Source organism: Solibacillus sp. NPDC093137 (assembly GCF_050280445.1).
Taxonomy (GTDB): Bacteria; Bacillota; Bacilli; order Bacillales_A; family Planococcaceae; genus Solibacillus; species Solibacillus isronensis_B.
In genome coordinates this window covers 1,314,420-1,332,128 of the sequence record NZ_JBNNVH010000001.1, presented here as the reverse complement: position 1 = coordinate 1,332,128, position 17,709 = coordinate 1,314,420, and the positions used below count along the sequence as shown (strand labels likewise).

The 17,709-nt window shown below is 37.0% G+C and carries 13 protein-coding genes and 1 pseudogene; 12 read left to right on the top strand and 2 right to left on the bottom strand.

Going from position 1 to position 17,709, the window contains the following annotated elements; all coding sequences use genetic code 11:
• The 6 genes and pseudogenes from ACQKN3_RS06850 to ACQKN3_RS06825 form a co-directional block, all read left to right on the top strand.
• A pseudogene (locus ACQKN3_RS06850) lies at nucleotides 1-857 on the top strand (hypothetical protein); the annotation flags it as partial.
• Between the two features lie 220 nt (nucleotides 858-1,077).
• Nucleotides 1,078-1,560: a DUF2975 domain-containing protein gene (locus ACQKN3_RS06845; protein WP_427710378.1), complete on the top strand. Its 483-nt coding sequence runs from the start codon at nucleotides 1,078-1,080 to the stop codon at nucleotides 1,558-1,560.
• A gap of 11 nt (nucleotides 1,561-1,571) precedes the next feature.
• On the top strand, nucleotides 1,572-1,787 hold the full coding sequence (locus ACQKN3_RS06840) for a helix-turn-helix domain-containing protein (RefSeq protein WP_251688508.1): 216 nt from the start codon (nucleotides 1,572-1,574) through the stop codon (nucleotides 1,785-1,787).
• A 48-nt stretch (nucleotides 1,788-1,835) separates the two neighbouring features.
• Nucleotides 1,836-3,086, top strand: a complete 1,251-nt coding sequence (locus ACQKN3_RS06835; protein ID WP_427710376.1) for a DUF4153 domain-containing protein — start codon at nucleotides 1,836-1,838, stop codon at nucleotides 3,084-3,086.
• A 177-nt stretch (nucleotides 3,087-3,263) separates the two neighbouring features.
• A complete protein-coding gene (locus ACQKN3_RS06830) occupies nucleotides 3,264-4,817 on the top strand; it encodes a class I adenylate-forming enzyme family protein (RefSeq protein ID WP_427710374.1) in 1,554 nt (517 codons plus the stop codon).
• A gap of 81 nt (nucleotides 4,818-4,898) precedes the next feature.
• Nucleotides 4,899-5,681, top strand: a complete 783-nt coding sequence (locus ACQKN3_RS06825; protein ID WP_427710372.1) for an enoyl-CoA hydratase/isomerase family protein — start codon at nucleotides 4,899-4,901, stop codon at nucleotides 5,679-5,681.
• 115 nt (nucleotides 5,682-5,796) lie between these two features.
• Here the strand turns inward: ACQKN3_RS06825 and ACQKN3_RS06820 are convergent, their stop codons facing one another.
• A complete protein-coding gene (locus tag ACQKN3_RS06820; RefSeq protein ID WP_427710370.1) occupies nucleotides 5,797-7,611 on the bottom strand; it encodes a serine hydrolase domain-containing protein in 1,815 nt (604 codons plus the stop codon).
• A gap of 184 nt (nucleotides 7,612-7,795) precedes the next feature.
• On the opposite strand from ACQKN3_RS06820, the gene ACQKN3_RS06815 reads away from it, so the two are divergent.
• The 3 genes from ACQKN3_RS06815 to ACQKN3_RS06805 all read left to right on the top strand — a co-directional run bounded on the left by ACQKN3_RS06815 (nucleotide 7,796) and on the right by ACQKN3_RS06805 (nucleotide 12,338).
• Nucleotides 7,796-8,773 carry an NADPH:quinone reductase gene (locus ACQKN3_RS06815; RefSeq protein ID WP_427710368.1) on the top strand — a complete coding sequence of 326 codons (978 nt, stop codon included), beginning with the start codon at nucleotides 7,796-7,798 and terminating at the stop codon, nucleotides 8,771-8,773.
• Nucleotides 8,774-8,938: 165 nt separating this feature from the next.
• Entirely contained in the window at nucleotides 8,939-10,777 is a 1,839-nt protein-coding gene (locus ACQKN3_RS06810; RefSeq protein WP_427710366.1) for a hypothetical protein, read from the top strand.
• 133 nt (nucleotides 10,778-10,910) lie between these two features.
• On the top strand, nucleotides 10,911-12,338 hold the full coding sequence (locus ACQKN3_RS06805) for an aldehyde dehydrogenase family protein (protein ID WP_427710364.1): 1,428 nt from the start codon (nucleotides 10,911-10,913) through the stop codon (nucleotides 12,336-12,338).
• A gap of 443 nt (nucleotides 12,339-12,781) precedes the next feature.
• Here ACQKN3_RS06805 and ACQKN3_RS06800 read toward each other — a convergent pair whose 3' ends face one another.
• Entirely contained in the window at nucleotides 12,782-13,666 is an 885-nt protein-coding gene (locus ACQKN3_RS06800; RefSeq protein ID WP_427710362.1) for a glycine betaine ABC transporter substrate-binding protein, read from the bottom strand.
• 410 nt (nucleotides 13,667-14,076) lie between these two features.
• Here ACQKN3_RS06800 and ACQKN3_RS06795 point away from each other — a divergent pair, with 410 nt between their 5' ends.
• From ACQKN3_RS06795 to ACQKN3_RS06785, 3 genes are all read left to right on the top strand, one after another.
• Nucleotides 14,077-16,305 (top strand): S-layer homology domain-containing protein, encoded by a 2,229-nt coding sequence (locus ACQKN3_RS06795; protein WP_427710360.1) that lies wholly within the window; start codon nucleotides 14,077-14,079, stop codon nucleotides 16,303-16,305.
• A gap of 261 nt (nucleotides 16,306-16,566) precedes the next feature.
• The gene (locus ACQKN3_RS06790; protein ID WP_427710358.1) at nucleotides 16,567-17,112 is read left to right on the top strand and encodes a GNAT family N-acetyltransferase; all 546 of its coding nucleotides are present in this window, start codon (nucleotides 16,567-16,569) and stop codon (nucleotides 17,110-17,112) included.
• The gene (locus ACQKN3_RS06785; RefSeq protein WP_251688479.1) at nucleotides 17,112-17,624 is read left to right on the top strand and encodes a GNAT family N-acetyltransferase; all 513 of its coding nucleotides are present in this window, start codon (nucleotides 17,112-17,114) and stop codon (nucleotides 17,622-17,624) included. Before ACQKN3_RS06790 ends, ACQKN3_RS06785 begins: the two co-directional genes overlap by 1 nt.
• Nucleotides 17,625-17,709 lie beyond the last annotated feature (85 nt).

Genomic DNA, 17,709 nt, shown 5'->3' with positions numbered 1-17,709 from the left:
ATGTAACTGAAGAAACAGAAACACCGGTATCAGAAGATGATCAAACGGACGATGTAACAGAGGAACCGACAGCACCAGTGTCTGAAGAGGAACCAGCAGAAGAAGATGTAACTGACGAGACAGAAACACCGGTATTAGAAGATGATCAAGAGGAAAACGGTGAAACTGAAGAAACAAAAACACCGGCGACTGAAAATGGTCAAACAGAAGAAGATGTAACTGATGAGACAGAAACACCGGTATCTGAAGAGGAACCAGTAGAAGAAAATGTAATCGAAGAACCGACAGCACCAGTAACTGATGATGATCAAGTAGAAGAAGGTACACCAGATGATGATTTTACTACATGGGTAGAAGAATCTTATCAATTTATCGATAACAGCTACCAAAGCTTAATTAACTACTACCAAACTCATATTGATCAATATTTAAGTGATGCCGATTCTGAACAAACTAATGAACAAACTGAAAATATTCCACTAATTGATGAAGCAACTGATGTTTCATCTGATGTTGAAGAAACGGTACCAACAACTGTAGAGGAAGATACAGCTCAAGATATCGCGGCTGAAAATACAGCTCTACCAACTGAAACTGAAGAAAATCTGGAAACTCCAGTCGTTGAAGAAACTGAGGAGCTACCTTCAACTGTTGAAACTCCAGAGCAGGTAACTGAAGTGGAGAATATTGTTTCAGAACCGGTACAAGCACCCGTACAAACTGATACGGAAGAAATTAGTGTAGATCCAGAACCAGAACAAGATCAAAGTGAAAAAATCGTATTAAAAGATAAAGTGGTTGGTTACTACAAAGATCTTGTAGCATCATTCTCTAGCTTTTTAAGCTTCCTAAAATAAGAGGGGCAAATTGAAAATAATTAAATAGCAATAAGTAAAAGCTTGGAAAGCCTTAATTATTAAGGTTTTTCCAAGCTTTTTGTTTGGGATAACGAAATTCATTCCGAATAAAATTGCTATTATGCAATAAAAAATTCATGAAATTTGATATATATTTATTGATTTACGATAAATAATGTATTAAGATCAAAAGTGAAAATAAATAAGTGAGGTGCGATTTATGGAAAAGGTAACTACTTTGTTTTTAAAAGTTGCTGTTATTTTTTTAGGAATTCCTGTTTTGGCTCTATGTATGTTTTTAGTACCTGAACTGGCAAATGTAGCAGCAAAAATGCTTCCGGAGTTTGCTGTCGTGAAATATTATGTTTACATCGTTTTCGATGCTTCGGCAATTCCTTTTTTCTTTGCTTTGTATCAGGCATTCCTACTTTTACGCTATATCGACAATAATAAAGCGTTCTCCGATTTAGCTGTGAAACCTTTAAAGAAAATAAAGTTTTGTGCCATAACAATCAGTGTTTTGCATTTATTAGTTTTGCCGCTGTTTTATGTGTTTGCGGAATTGGATGATGCGCCGGGAGTTATTTTTGTCGGATTAATTGTTCCTTTTGCTTCATTGGTAATTGCGGTTTTTGCAGCTGTTCTTCAAAAACTTTTACAAGAAGCAATTAATATTAAATCTGAAAACGATTTAACGGTCTGAGGTGAATAACAATGGCAATTATAATTAATATTGATGTGATGTTGGCAAAAAGGAAAATGAGTGTAACAGAACTATCGGAAAAGGTTGGAATCACGATGGCAAACCTTTCTATATTGAAAAATGGGAAGGCGAAGGCAATTCGGTTAACAACATTAGAAGCCATCTGTAAAGCGCTGGATTGTCAGCCTGGAGATATTTTAGAATACAAAAGTGATGAAGACAGTTAACTATTACAGCGGAAATATTGTATGACAATAATTAGGGGAGGGAAGGCAATGGAGAATAATAATTTGATTATTAAAAACATTACTAAACCCGATGTACTTGAGAGAATGTATCGAAAAGACCCGAAAGCTTTTACCAAGTCATTCAAACAGGCATGGGAACAAAACTCTGATTCTCCAATTTTGAGTGTTTGGTATGAAAGATTGAATTTCAGCGAAACGGAAAGTACAAAAAAGTCTGCATCATTTCAAAATGGATTTATTTTCATGGGTATATTAGCGATCATGGCAGGGGTAATCACAAGAATTATATTCCATTTTGTTGAACAGGAAGCAATTGCTCCGATTAATCTGGCATTTGGTATTATTCCCTTTATTGCTGCCTACTTTGTTTACAAGCATAAACCTAAAAAAAGTGTCATTTATTCGTTAGTGGCAATGTTCTTAGTTTCAGGAATTTATTTGAATATGCTGCCATTAAATTTCAACGACGATAGCATTATTTTAGCGTATTTACATTTCCCGATTTTCTTATGGGTACTATTAGGGCTTGCATATACAGGAAATGATTATTTAAATAGCAGTACAAGATTAGCTTATATCAAATTTAATTTAGAATATGGTATTCTCTACGTAAGTATGGCTGTTAGCGGGATGGTTCTGGCACTTTTAACAATGCAGTTATTTAGCTTTATCGCCTTGGATATTGGGGATTTCTATTTTAGCAATGTCGTGTTATTTGGTGCAGCGGCACTTGCAGTTGTAGGTGTACACCTCGTTTCAATGAATTTGAAGCTTGCCAAAAATATAACCCCATTTATAGCAAAAATTTTCAGTCCATTAGTATTAATCACTTTGCTTGTATACCTTGTAACGGTCTTATCGGTCGGAAAAAATCCGTTTTTAGACCGCGATTTCCTGATCGCTTTCAACGGCATACTACTTGGCGTACTGGCTGTTACAATATTCTCCATTACCGAGAAAGACTCGGACGATAAAAAGAGTATCTTCGACTATGTCAATTTCGCTTTAATCGTTGTTGCGCTAATTATTGACAGTGTCGCATTATCAGCGATCATGTTCAGACTGACATCCTATGGTATAACACCGAATAGGCTTGCGGTTTTAGGGGTAAATATACTAATCTGTGCAAATCTACTATGGATTATGATTTCCTATATGCGTTATCTGCAAAACAAATCCGGACCTAATGCTATCCAAAATGCCGTTACGAAGTATCTGCCGGTATACGGACTATGGGCAGCTTTTGTTATATTTACATTTCCGGTAATTTTTAATTAGTAATATAGCAATTTCAAGCAAAATATAAACGACCTATGCTTTGTGAGCAAGGTCGTTTTGTTTTTTCTACCTTTACATATATAAGTGGATATCCAATAAAGCGACTAGTCATCATTCTAAATATATCAGCGAATGAATATTTATTAATAATAAATATTAGAAAGAAAGGTGATGGAGATGGATCAAAAAGTAATATCGATGTCCCAGCAACTGTTGATAGGAGAAGCGCTTAAGTATGCCGCGCATAATGTTCCTGAAAGGGATGCGTTCATTTATGGAGATCGTCGAATAACCTATCGGGAACTTTTGTTACGTTCGAGGCATTTAGCAGGATGGCTTCAAGCGCAAGGGATTGGTGTAAATGACAAAGTAGGGTGTTTGCTGAAAAATGGGCTACCATTTGTCGAGCTATATTTTGGTGTCTCATTAAGTGGTGGCGTTTTTGTCCCGGTCAATTACCGTTTAGTTTCTAAGGAGATTGAATATATTCTTAACCAATCCGATGTAACTATATTATTTATTGAAGAAGAATTCATAGAAAGCATTAGCTCGATTAACTTGCCTCAAGTTAAGCTCATTGTCCCAATTAAATGCGGGGATTCCGAACTTCAAACAAAAATGATTCCATATGAGGCAATATATAGTACACCTGCTGACTACGAGGAAGTAAATGTCACTGACGAACATGCACATGCAATTATTTATACATCGGGTACAACAGGTAAGCCAAAGGGAGCAGTATTAACCCATAAAAATTATTATATGAATGCGATGAATAAACTCTATCATTCTCCACCTAGAAAGGGAGCAAAGCAACTGATTATTCCTCCTCTTTTTCACGTTGCGGCTCTATCCTCTCTTCTACAAAATTGTCTAATAGAAGGGACCATTATTTTACATCGTGAGTTTCAACCAGATGTTGTTCTGAAAACAATACAGGATGAGAAAGTTGAAACAATGTTTATGGTTCCGGCGATGTGGAATTTTTTGTTCCAAGTGCCAAACTTATTAGAGTATGACTTAAGCTCGATGACAAACTGTGCTTTAGGTGGAGCAATCTGTCCTATTGAAATAAAAAAGAAAATTTTGCAAGTGTTTAAAAATGCAAGTATTTTAGAAGCGTTTGGACAAACAGAAATGAGTCCCTCCATAACTTATTTGACCGGTGAAGACGCACTTAGGAAGACTGAATCTGTTGGAAAACCTTCCATTAACGTAAGAGTAAGAATTGTCGATAATGAAATGAACGATGTGCCTGTTGGAGAAGTGGGAGAAATTGTGTATCAGGGACCCACTACAATGAAGGAGTATTATAAAAATGAAGAGGCAACCGAAGAAGCATTCATAGGGGGCTGGTTTCATAGCGGCGATTTAGTGAGAATGGATGAAGAAGGCTTCATTTATGTGGTAGACCGGAAAAAGGATATGATTATTAGTGGCGGTGAAAACATTTATCCGAAAGAATTGGAGGATGTTTTATATTCTCATCCGGATATTTTGGAAGCTGCCGTAGTGGGAATTCCTGATCCTCAATGGGGTGAAGCTGTCAAAGCATTTATTGTCTTAAAGCCTGGTAAACAGATGACTGAGGAACAGGTAATTCGATTTTGTCAAAATAGCATTGCTTCTTATAAAAAACCGCGGGCGATTGAATTTATGGAATCTTTACCTAGAAATGCAACAGGAAAGGTACTTAAAACGGTTTTACGTAAGGGGGCTTATCAATTATAACTACAAAAATGTACAGAATCTAGTTTTAATTTTAAGAATAGTCATATTTTTACAGGAAATAATGAAGGAGGCAGAAGCAGCTTGCTTAACAAAAGGATACAAGTGACAATTGCAGAAAATGGTGTTTGTACCGTTAAATTATATCGCCCTCATGTGAGAAATGCGCTAGACCTTCCAATGCGGGAAGAATTAAGAGATTTCTTTACGGAAGTTAAAAACAATGATGATGTGAAAGTGATTATTTTAACAGGTGAAGGAAATACGTTTTCTGCGGGCGGGGATTTAAGTGCGTCAAAAGATGTTGATGGGGCAACCGGACGGAAGAGACTGCAATCGGGACACGAGATGATTTCTTCCATTGTAAATCTTGAGAAACCTGTTATCGCTGCTGTAAACGGAGCGGCAGCTGGAGCAGGGGTAAGTCTGGCATTAGCTTGCGATATGATCATTGCAAATCAATCTGCTGTATTCATTCAAAGCTTTTCAAAAGTCGGGTTAATTCCTGATTTAGGTGCCATCTATTTTTTACCTAGACTCATAGGAAGACATCGGGCACTTGAAATGATGTTTTTGGGTGAAAAAGTATCAAGCGAGCAGGCTCTAGAACTTGGGATTGTTAATCGAGTAGTTGAAGACGAGTTGTTGACAAATGAAATTTACAAATTAGCTAAACAGCTTACAGATGGTCCACAGATGGCTCTAGGATTAATGAAGAAATTAGTAAATAGAAGTGTTCTTGATGATCTGTCCCAATCTATGGAGCTAGAAGGATTTGCACAAGCAATGTGTTTTGAGTCAGCCAATTTTAAAGAAGGTGTCGAAGCCTTCTTTGAAAAACGAAAACCTGTTTTTAATAAATCTTAGATTGAAAAAATTGTTTTCATGAACAATGTACCGGGTGCATTACAATCCTAATTTCTCTGCACCGGGTACATAATGAAATAGAACGATTATGGAAATCCAAACGCAAAAGGTTTAATTAATAATAGAGCTCCCAGCAAAGAATGAGTACGACGAGCAATAGTGATGACATATATGAACATACATAGCGAATTTTTATACCACCTGCAGGTTTTATTTTTCTCCAGTTTAAAAATAACGTTACTAGACAAATAGCTACGAAGGCGATATATGCGAAATTCACCCAAAAATGAATTTTTAAGGCTGAATAAGAAACATAATTCAAAGTTCTATAGGCTAAAATCATGACATTTATAAAAGGTATAATATTAGTGGAAAGTAAAAGCAATTCCCATTTATCGATAACTGTCCCTCGGATTGCTTTTTTTCGATGGATGATTTTTTTGATGAACAAAATCACTATAACTATGAGCGTATACAAACCACTAAAAGCTGCCGCTATGATACTAAAAATATGAATGATTTTCATACTTTGAGAGACAGGCAAAAAATCACTTGTCGGCATTGAAATCTTTTCCACGTTACCACCATTCAGCGTAACATGAAAATATATACGGTAATCATCTAAAGATCTATAAAGATAAGGCGCGATTTGTTCAATTTCCATCCCAAAAGCATTCACTCTGTTTGTTTCTGTCGCTTCAAAATGACCAATACTAAGGGCACTGTACAGTTTAGTGAAACCTTTATAAGGTTGCCTTGCCATAAAGTAACTTCCATCAAGCTCATGCGTATTTGGCATAGTTTGCTTGCCAACATCAGCAGAATACTCCCCGTACACAAGGGTTGGCAAACCGTAACTCAGTCCTGCTTCACCCGCCTGATTAGTAAAAACAATTACGCCCAAATCTTTATCTTTTGAAAAGGTAAAATTACTCGAAAAACTATCTGTATTTCCCGCATGTTCAAACACTTCAACTGTGTATAGCCCTTTCCAAAAACCATGTGCATTACGTGGTACGCCATCGTCATAAACATCACTTGTCGTCAGCATTTCATCTAATGTACGGTTATCTTGAAACAACGGGCTGTTCTCGCCGTCTGCCGGCATAAGGGCCAACATGAATTTAGCTGCATCCTCGATTGTTCCAATTGCACTTCCGGCGGGATATAAACCGATAAAGATTCGTTCATTTTTAGAAATAGTAAATTCATCTTTGCTGCTCATAATATATCCATAAATGTCATCTCTTTTTACTTTTACATTTTCGTTATCTTCCTGTGTCGGATGAATCGTTGTGTCCTTCATACCTAAAACAGAAAATATATGATCGTTTACATAATCATAAAAAGGCTGTTCTGTAAGCTGTTCCACAATAAAGCCTGCGAGTGCTACACCATAGTTTGAATAGGCAACTACACTTCCTGGTTCGCGCACCTGATAAGGCTCAGTAATTTGAAGCATTTCTTCTAAAGGCTTTATTTCGTTTGCTGACATATAGAATAGATCTGTAAATTTTTCTTCCCAGCCAGCATTATGGTGCATCAGGTTTAACATTGTGATAGGGGTATCATGCCGTATTTTTGTCAAAAATCCTTCCGGTAAATACGCACGAATATCTTCATCTAATTTCAATTTCCCTTGCTCTACAAGCTGCATCACACTGGTCCACACAAGAAGCTTCGTAACGGAACCCCATTCAAAAACAGTATCCGTTGTGACTTTTACCTGATTTTCAACATCAGCAAAGCCATATGCCGTATTCAAGAAAATTTCTCCGTCCTTTATAATCAGTACATTGGCTCCAACTGTAGAAGTCCCGATGTATTTCGAAGCATATTCATTCACACGGTCCTTTAGCTCGGTATAAGCAATCCCTGAAGGTGTAGACATAAGTTCTTTTGCAGAAACAACGGGTACAAAACTTAGCACCAGTACAACTACCGATAAAATTATTTTTCTTATTATTTCTCCCCTCCTCTTATATCAATACATACTAAACAATTGAAATATTACAATTTAAAGAAATTACCTATGTTTTTAAGCGAAGCTATCTCTATACAAATAGTAATTTTTCTAATATTCTTAATACAATATAGATGATGGGGTGAAGTTAGTGAAAACGATAAGAATCAATCAATTTGGTACTTCAGAAAATTTAGTAGTAGAGCAGGCCAAATTGGATACGCCAGCTGAAAATGAAGTACTGATAAACCTTCATGCAGCAGGTGTGAATCCAAGTGATGTTTATACTTCTACAGGTACATATGCGATAAAACCGACTCTTCCGTATACGCCAGGCCTAGACGGTGCTGGGATTGTGGAAGAGATCGGCGAGCACGTGACAAACGTAAAAGTAGGGGACCGAGTATTTATCGCGAGCTTGCCGAATGGTAAGGCGACTGGTACATTAGCACAACAGATTGTTTGTGAAAGCCGCTTTGTTCATCCGATTCCACAGCATATTTCGTTTGAACAGGGAGCAGCATTAGGAGTTCCGGCATTGACTGCATACAGAGCAGTATTTGGAAGAGCAAACGTGCAGTCAGGGCAAACAGTTTTCATTCATGGAGCTAGTGGCGCTGTAGGTTTACAGGCTGTTCAAATCGCAAAAGCTTTAGGTGCAAAAGTGATTGGTACAGCAAGCCGTGATTCCGGGAAACAACTGGTAAAGGAAGCAGGCGCGGATGTCGTGCTTGATCATATTAAAGAAGAAACAATCGAAACTGTACTTGATGCCAATGACGGCAAAGGTCCGGATGTCATTATCGAATTTCTGGCAAACGAAAATCTGCAAACTGATTTGCAGATACTTGCCAAACACGGTGTCATCGTAATTGTCGGGAACCGCGGGGAAATTGAAATTAATCCCCGTCTAGTGATGCAAAAAGAATGTGATATACGTGGGATGGTACTGTTTAATGTATCGGCAGAAGAACACCAGGAACTGATATACGGTGTGTCAAAGCTGCTTGAAACAGAACAGCTAAAACCTGTTGTAGGTTACAGTTATCCATTGGAACAGGCTGGCAAGGCATTTGATGCAGTGATCAATGGGGAGCATAACGGGAAAGTAGTTATAAAAACTCAATAATTCATTTTGGGACTAGTATTTTTACTAGTCCTTTTTATCTGACTATTCTCATAAATAAAATAAATACTTGTGATATTATTTTATTAGTTTGCAACTATTTAACAAATAGTTAACAAAAGTTGTTATGATAGTTGTATAGAAACGAGAGGGATAGGTAGCAAGTAAATGGGATTTAAAGAGGAATTTAGGCGGGAAATGCGCAATGCTCAAAATGATATTGCAAATGAGGTAGAAAAGCAATGGGTCCTGGAGTTTGAAGGTCATCAAATAGAAGTCATGAATGGCATGATGGAAGAAGTGTTAAAGGTAGATGGCCAAATAATTGCACAAAATGTACGGAAATCAATCTGGTCGCATATAATACCATTTTCAACAATGAAAGGAACTTTTCAGTCAAAAAGCGGTAAGACACATAAAGTGGATGTGAAAATAGGCGGCTTTGTTAAATTGAATATAACGGTGAAAGTGGATGGAAAACAGCTGCTCCATGAAGCGATGAAACTGCAATTTTTACCATGGGCAAATAAGGAGTTTATAGTTCCGTTCCTTGAAGAGCAATTCAAGCAAAATCAGCAGCTTATAACAAAAGATTTGCCGGATGACGGGTTTTTATATGATGAGCATCATCCGAAATTAGCGCCAGGTTTTGCAGACCAGCTTCATCAGGAGGCAGTAACACCATTTTATACAAAAAAGCTTATAAAGTTATTTTTGGAACAAGTCATAAATCCGAGTGATCGAACGCGGAAATCAACGTACGAAAAAATTAAAGATGAAAAGGTCATCAGCTATTTCCATGAATTTCTGGAGCTGTTTTCTGAAGCTGATAAAGATGAAGACCGAGTGAAAAACGAGGCGATTTGGCTGCTTGAACATGCAGCACATCGCGAAGTTGTGAAATTCGCGCTTCTCGTGTTAGGAACAGTTAAATGTGAAAAGTATAAGGAACGCTTGAAAGTGATTGCCTTGCATGAAGAATTCACCGGAGTAGCCTTATTTACGTTAACAAACGGCACAACAAACAGTAATGAAACGGTGTGGCATATTGCGCAAAATGTTTCGGACTGGGGTAAACTTGAAGCACTGAATTTCCTGGATGCCTCAAATGAAGAAATCCGACAGTGGATATTGCAAGAAGGACTGAATAATACCGTACCGGGTAATGCGTCAGCATTAATGTGTGCTGAAAAAGGAAAGCTTGATATCGAACTGCACGAGAAAATTATTTCCGGGAAAATATTTGACAGTGCAGGGTCAATAATATTAGCTCTTTTATACGAAGGGGCTTATCAAACGTTGGATGAATATGAGTATTCAGGTCAAGTACTGATGCGCTATACACATCATGCAAAAACACATTGCCTGACATTCAATCAATTTTTTGTTTTGACACAAATTAATGAGTACTTGCAATATGATGAAGAAACATGGGAAGATCGTTTTTCTTCTAACTGGAAACCGCATGAAAAGCGTACAGTAGAAGAAAACATCGAAGAAATTGCCCAAAACCCGTTATGGCTGCAGGAAGCGTTGGAAATACTGCAAAATGACCAAGTGAATGAGGAAAAAGCGTTAGCAGTAGCCAAATTTTATAAAGCAGATATTACGGACATCGTATTCGAAAAATTAAAGAATAATCCGGAAAACGTACAATATTATTATTCATTATTTGCCTCGAAGGATTCGCAAATTATCGAGCAGCTAATAGAAATTACGTATACTTTTGGAGATTTCAATGAACTGACGAACGATCAGAAAGTTGTTGTTTTATCGCTTATTGAAGAATTGGATCAGTATAATGGGGTTGGTATGGATTTCATTGGGCAAGCACTAAAAACTACTGACGACCATTTGCAGTATATGGCGATTCAGACATTGCATTCATTCGAGCGTTCACATTGGCAAGGTACGGAAATCGAACAGCTTGTTGTGCGTTATGCAAAAGAATCAAAAGATCCGGATGTGAAGGAAATCGCAAAGCAACTACTTGCAACAAATGAATAGAAAATGCTGTTTGAAAATTCGAAGTGCTACAACAGGCTTCGAATTTTTTTGCTTTAATAGTGAACTTCAAATGTTTACTGACAAGCACAGAGGGAATATTTTTAAGTAAGTCGATTTATAAAGGAGTTTGATTATGCTAAATCATACAAAACAATACATCAATGGGGAATGGATTGATTCTACTGGAACAGATACAATTGAAGTAATTAACCCTGCGACAGAGGAAGTGGTTGGTAAGATTAGCAGCGGAACTAAAGAAGATGTGAATCGAGCAGTCAAGGCGGCGAAGGAGGCATTTCCTTCCTTTTCAAAAATGTCAGTGGACGAGCGAATAAAGCTTTTGGAAGCTATTGCTGAAGAATATAAAAATCGTAAAGACGATTTAGTGAAAATAATGACCGCTGAATTAGGTGCGCCTATTACGAAATCGGAGGAAATCCATTATAAGATGGGGCTAACGCACTTTAAAGAAGCGGCAGAACAATTGAAAACATTTAAGTTTACTGAAGAACGAGAGAAGTCATATATTCAAAAAGAACCGATTGGTGTAGCGGGACTTATTACACCATGGAATTTCCCGACAAATCAAATTTCCACGAAGCTTGCCAGTGCATTGGCAGCCGGTTGTACAATGGTAGTAAAACCTGCTTCCCAAACACCATTTGCAGCAGTCATTCTGGCGGAAATTTTGGATAAAGCGGGTGTTCCAAAAGGTGTCTTTAATCTTGTCAACGGTTCGGGTTCAACAGTAGGTGAGGCAATCAGTACTCATCCGGATGTGGACATTGTATCGTTTACCGGTTCAGGTGAAGTTGGCAGCGGATTAATGAAGAATGCTGCAGAAGATATTAAAAATATTTCATTAGAACTTGGCGGCAAATCGCCTTTCGTTATTTTAAAAGATGCGGATGTAAAAGAAGCAGCGAAAACAGCATTAGGTCAAATCGCTATGAATACAGGGCAAGTATGTTCAGCTGCAACACGCATGATTGTACCGGAAGAAATGCATGATGAATTCATAGAAGCAATGAAAGGAATAGTCACGGAATTTCCGGTAGGGGATCCACAGGACGAAAATACATTTATGGGTCCTCAAGTTTCAAAAGACCAATGGGAGACCGTTCAATCCTACATTAAAAAAGGTAAAGAAGAAGGTGCAACCATTGTGATCGGAGGCCCAGGCAGACCAGATGGAATCGATAAAGGATTCTTCTCCAAAATTACGGTATTCACCAATGTGAAAAACGATATGACAATTGCACAGGAGGAAATCTTTGGTCCGGTTATGTCGGTCATCACTTATAAAGATTTAGACGAAGCAATCGATATAGCCAACGATACGATTTATGGACTTGCCGGTTATGTATTCGGAAATGATAAAGAAGAACTGAAGAAAGTCGCTTTATCTATCCGAGCAGGGCAAATCCGTATTAACAATAGTGAAACGGATCGTTCGGCACCATTTGGCGGCTTTAAACACTCTGGTATTGGCCGCGAATGGGGCGATTATGGTATCGAGGAATTTCTTGAGCCAAAAGCGATTATGGGAATGCCACTTTAATTGGAAAGCTGTCCAAGTATTAGGAACTTGGACAGCTTTTTTATGTATTGGTGGAGCGGCGCTTGGATTTTATTAGAACAATTAGGAAGTATATTAGAAAAAGTGCGCTGGTTATTTGAAGATCTGAGTGGGATTTTAGAAAAGTAGACCCTCTTATTAGAAGAAACATGAAATATATTTGAACTTCAAGAATTTATTAGAACAAATAAAAATATATTAGCAGATTTCCGGATTTATTAAAAAATCGGGACCCGACTCATTCGCCATATCGCAAAATATTATAAGTTATCCACAAGTAAGTAACCATTTTTAGAATTATTGCGCGGGAAATTTTTGAATTATCAGATATTAGATGAAAGGTTATTCGTATTTTGCAGTTCTGCATCTCTTCTATATAAAAGGCATCGAGATTATATTTCTCGATGCCTTAGCTAATTATAATACTATTCTTTTGCAGCTAAATCTTCAATGGAATCAATATCCATATATGCCGGGACAACAAAACCAAGTCGTGCACCTTTTAAGTTTTCCCCTAAATCAATAAAGTCATCTTTGTGCTTTTCATAAAAGGACTCATGTGTAATCGGCAGCCAAGGGGCTAATGAAATATCACCATTTCCTGTTGAAATAGCCTGGAACATAATCGCCGGGTCAACAGGAGTGATTTCGGCTTCATAACCATGCTGTTCCAAAATGGCTTCAATGACATGTGATGAAGCATCCTCTGTGTCCCAAGGAGTAGAAATAATACTAATTTTTTCTCCGTTACCTTTCTCAACTCCAGAAGTCCATTCTGCGATCGTTTCCGAATTTTCCTCAACCCATTTGTTTGCAGCATCACTAAAATCCGAATTTTGGGCATCTGTCATGACCGTTTCCATATCTTCGGGCTCCCAATAAAAGCGGTCCACTATTGTGTAGGCATTCGGTAAATCTTCTTTAAAACCTTTACGAACAATCGTATTAATATTTTCGATTTCACCTAATGATTTTTTAGGATCCTCTAAATATTTCAAATCATATTTTGCAAACATCCAGTGAGGGTTCCAGCCTGTAATAATAATCGGTTCTTCATTTTTAAAAGCCTTATCTAATTCACCTAACATACCGGCTGTTGAACTTTCTGTAAGGTCCCAGTTATTTAGATTTTCATAATCTTGTAAAGCATTGTTTGCCAATTCCATTGTGCCGCTTCCCGGTTCAATGCCATTGATCGTGTAATTTAATTTTTCTTCAATTGTAGCACTGCTTTCCTCCTGGCTATTACAACCAACTAAAAGTAGGCCCGTTACTGCTACTGAAAATAATCCCATTTTTTTAAAATGCATAGTACTCTCCTTTTATCTCTATTATAAAGAGACAACTCATTAAATTTTTGAAGTTGTTACTTATTTTATAAATTATTAACTAAATCTTTATTTTTGTCAATTCAACATTTACTTAAAAAGGTATTTGCATAAAAAGAATTTACACTATATTTCAAAATAGGTGTTTTTTATTCTTTTGGGAATAATTTGAAATAATCGTCTTAATAACTGCTATTGTTTTCGAAAAGAGGTAAAAGGGAGGAATTAATTTTTTATGTTATTGATAAAACGATTAGACATATGGCTGATCGGCATTGGAGATTTATAATATTAAGTTAAAATATTACATATTATGAAACTTATTGTAGTTGTAATTCGTAATATGTAAGTGTAAACAGTTGTTTTACGAAAAAGAGATAGGGGGATGAAGAGTGGTAACTTTAAAAAAGGCGGGTGCCATGTTAACTGCAACAGCGCTGTCTGTTGGGTTATTAGCACCAATTGCTAATGCTTCAACAATTGGAAATGAACGGATGGAGACATTGCCGATTCAAGTTGCACAAACGAATACAACGGTAACAAAAGATGATTTAATGAAGCGTTTCCGAGCATTATTTCCAAATGAGTTCTTACATGTATCTGAAAAAGATTTTCGTACTGGTACAGGATATTCACATCCTACAGACTCTACGGTGCGTTATGAACTTTATTTCTCAAAGAATATTGATGACCAATATGAACATGGAAGCTTTGTTTTTGCGGGAGATACGTTGGAGTTAGAACAATTCTACTATCAACCAGTAAACACAAAGGATGTTTTGTTCCCGGCAAAATATTCAAAAGAAGAAGCGCAAAAATCAGCGGATAAATTTATGGAAAAGTTCAATAAAGGCGAGGGGTATGAGCTTGTGCCAAACGCACAAGATTATTACTCACCATCTATTTTAACGCGGCCTGTTGAATACTCATTTATTTATGAGAAGAAAAATTCAGGGATTCCAATTTCAGATCAAACTATTAATATTCGTGTGTTAGGGGATGGCACAGTATCATCATTTTATAGAACAACCTCTCCAAAAAATAATTTCACGTATGATGATCCGTCCAAAAAACAAGATGAATCTTCCATTGCTAACCGCGTGCAGGATGCTTTAAAAGCACAATTGTCCTATACAATTATACCGGATTATTCAACAGGGGATCACAAGGTTAAGCTTGTTTATGAACCAAATAGCCAGATTATTTCAGGTATCCATGCACAAACAGGGGATTGGTTAACTTTGGACGGACTCTCTTCAACATTATCCGCTAAATCAATTACACCGATTGTTTCTGCACCATTAGCGGCAAAACAGCCAAACATGACAGCTGATCAGGCGCGAGCATTGGCTGAGAAATTGCTTGCAACAGATATAAAAGGTGTTCAACTGGAGATTGGAGCGGTTGAAGAAACGACATCGGAGACTGGTAAAGAAGTCTTCAACATTCAATATATGTATAACTATCGTAATGGTGGAACAGGAACTGTGCTAACAATTGATAAAGCAACAGGGGAATTCATTCATTACAGTGATATTAAAAGTCATCTTGAAGAAGATAATAATGACGCCGAGGCAGAAGTGAAATTAACACAGAAACAGGCATTGGATAAAGCGATCGCTCTTGTAAAAGAATGGATACCATCATCTGCTCATAAGTATGCATTGCCAGTTAATGAAGGCTACCACGAAACTTACAATAATAGTTATAACTTTACGTTCCCACGCATCGTGAACGGCTTATCAGTAGTGGGAGACAACATTTCAGTAGGTGTCGATGCTAAAACTGGTGCTTTATTGAGCTTGTATATGAGCGATTATGGTGATTTGGAGTGGCCAGCAGCAACTGATCTTTTATCTGAACAGGAAGCAACAAAAATGTTGAAAGATGAGTTGAAACTGAAGCTGCAATATGTGAATCATCCAAAGGTCGGGAATGAGCAGCATTACAGTTTAGCATACCAACCAGTCTTCAAAGAAGGGGCTTCCGCGGGCATTGATGCCAAAACAGGTGAATGGTTAGATTCTTATGGAATGGCCAATTCGGACAAGCCGAAAATCGAGCATCCAAAAGCTGCTGAAGAATTAAATTATTTAATTCATGCGGGTATTTTAGAAGTGAATGAAAAGTTTAACCCAGATGCCCCTATTACTAAAGAGGAAGCATTAAAAGTATTACTTAAATCGGTAACATACATGTATTATAGCTCTAGTTACAATGAGTTTGAAACGGCGGCCGAATCATTTACTGATATAACGCCAGACGATGCCTCATATGCATTTGTCACACGTGCATTACAAATGGGAATGCTTGATGCATCTACTAAAACATTTAATCCGAAGACAGCTCTTACAAATCAGGAACTGGCAAAATGGGTAATTGGTACATTAAAACTAAATAAACCTGCACAACTGAGTGATATATATGAATTGAAATACAGTGATGCCGCACTTGTGGATAAGGAATTACGTGGTCACGTGGCATTAGCATATGCAATGGGATTACTTGAAGCTGAAAATAATCAGCTGAAGCCAACTAGTGAAGTTACGTATGCACAATTAGCTCAAGTAACAATTCGTTTAGCTCATAAAATGAACGAATATCAGATTAATAATTATTAATAGCAGGTTTGTTTTTAACACATTGATTTAATGAAATATCCCTTGCCATTTAAACGGCAAGGGTTTTCATATTTAAATTTAGTTGCACGATTCATCCGTTGTGAAAACCGGATGACTAATACATAAAAGCATTTATACAAATGAAGAAGTCAAATATAACTAGGTGGCATTAAGGAATCTTATATTGAAAATAGAAAATCAGATTGTCCACCGAATTATGCAATTTGCTTAAATTTATTGTTTTACGAAAGGGGTAGTAATATGTTTCCAAAATTAGAAACCGAACGACTCGTTTTAAGAGAAATTCTACCTGCCGATGTAGAAGCGATCTATTCAATTTTTTCAAGCGATGAGGTAACAAAATACTATGGATTGGACACATTTAAAACAATGGAGCAGGCAGAAATGTTAATACAGGCATTTACTAATAATTTTCAATCTGAAAAAGGAATACGCTGGGGAATTGAGAGGAAGGGCGTTCAGGGGTTAATCGGTACAATTGGCTTTAACTCATGGTCAAAAGCACATCGACGTGCAGAAGTAGGATATGAAATTCATCCAGAATTTTGGCGTAATGGCTATGCATCAGAAGCAGTAGCTAAAATCGTTGAACATGGATTTCAAGAGATGGAGTTAACAAGAATCGGTGCCATCGTTTTTGTTGAAAATGATGGTTCCAGTCAATTATTGATGAAACAGGGATTTGAAAAGGAAGGCATTTTAAGAGAGTATATGTACCAAAATAACGAGGCTTTCGATGTAATTATGTTAGCAAAGTTTAATCGGCAAAATGGAGGAGATGAATAATGGATATTAATCGAAATGAAATTTACTTTAGAAAGTTGAAATTAGAAGACTTCAATGCTGTAGTTGATTGGAGTAGGGATGAGCATTTTTGTGAAGCAAATGGATGGCAGAAAAATAGAGATCATATGGAATTATTTAAATGGTGGGAACGTTGTGTAGCCAACCAAGAAAAAGATATGATCCGTTTGGGAATTGAATATAAAAATAGACTTATCGGTTATGCTGATTTAGCCGAAATTAAAAATAATAGTGCTGAAATTGGTATTGCTATAGGAGACAGTACTCTTTGGAATGTTGGTATTGGGACACAAATGGTAAAAAAATTAATGGATTATGCGAATGAACAATTCGGAATTACCACATTTTACGGAGAGACACACGAAACAAATCATCGCTCCAGAAAAATGATGAAGAAGATCGGATTCACTGAAGAGAGCCGTGAAGGAACTGAATTATACATAGGTAAAGAAGTTAAGTTAGTACAATATAAGTTGTTTTTGAAAGATAGATAAGTTTTTTTTCATAAAATGATTTCATGTACCGGAACAATAGCTATTTGAAAGCACCATAATACATAAGAACGAAAAAAAGGGTGGT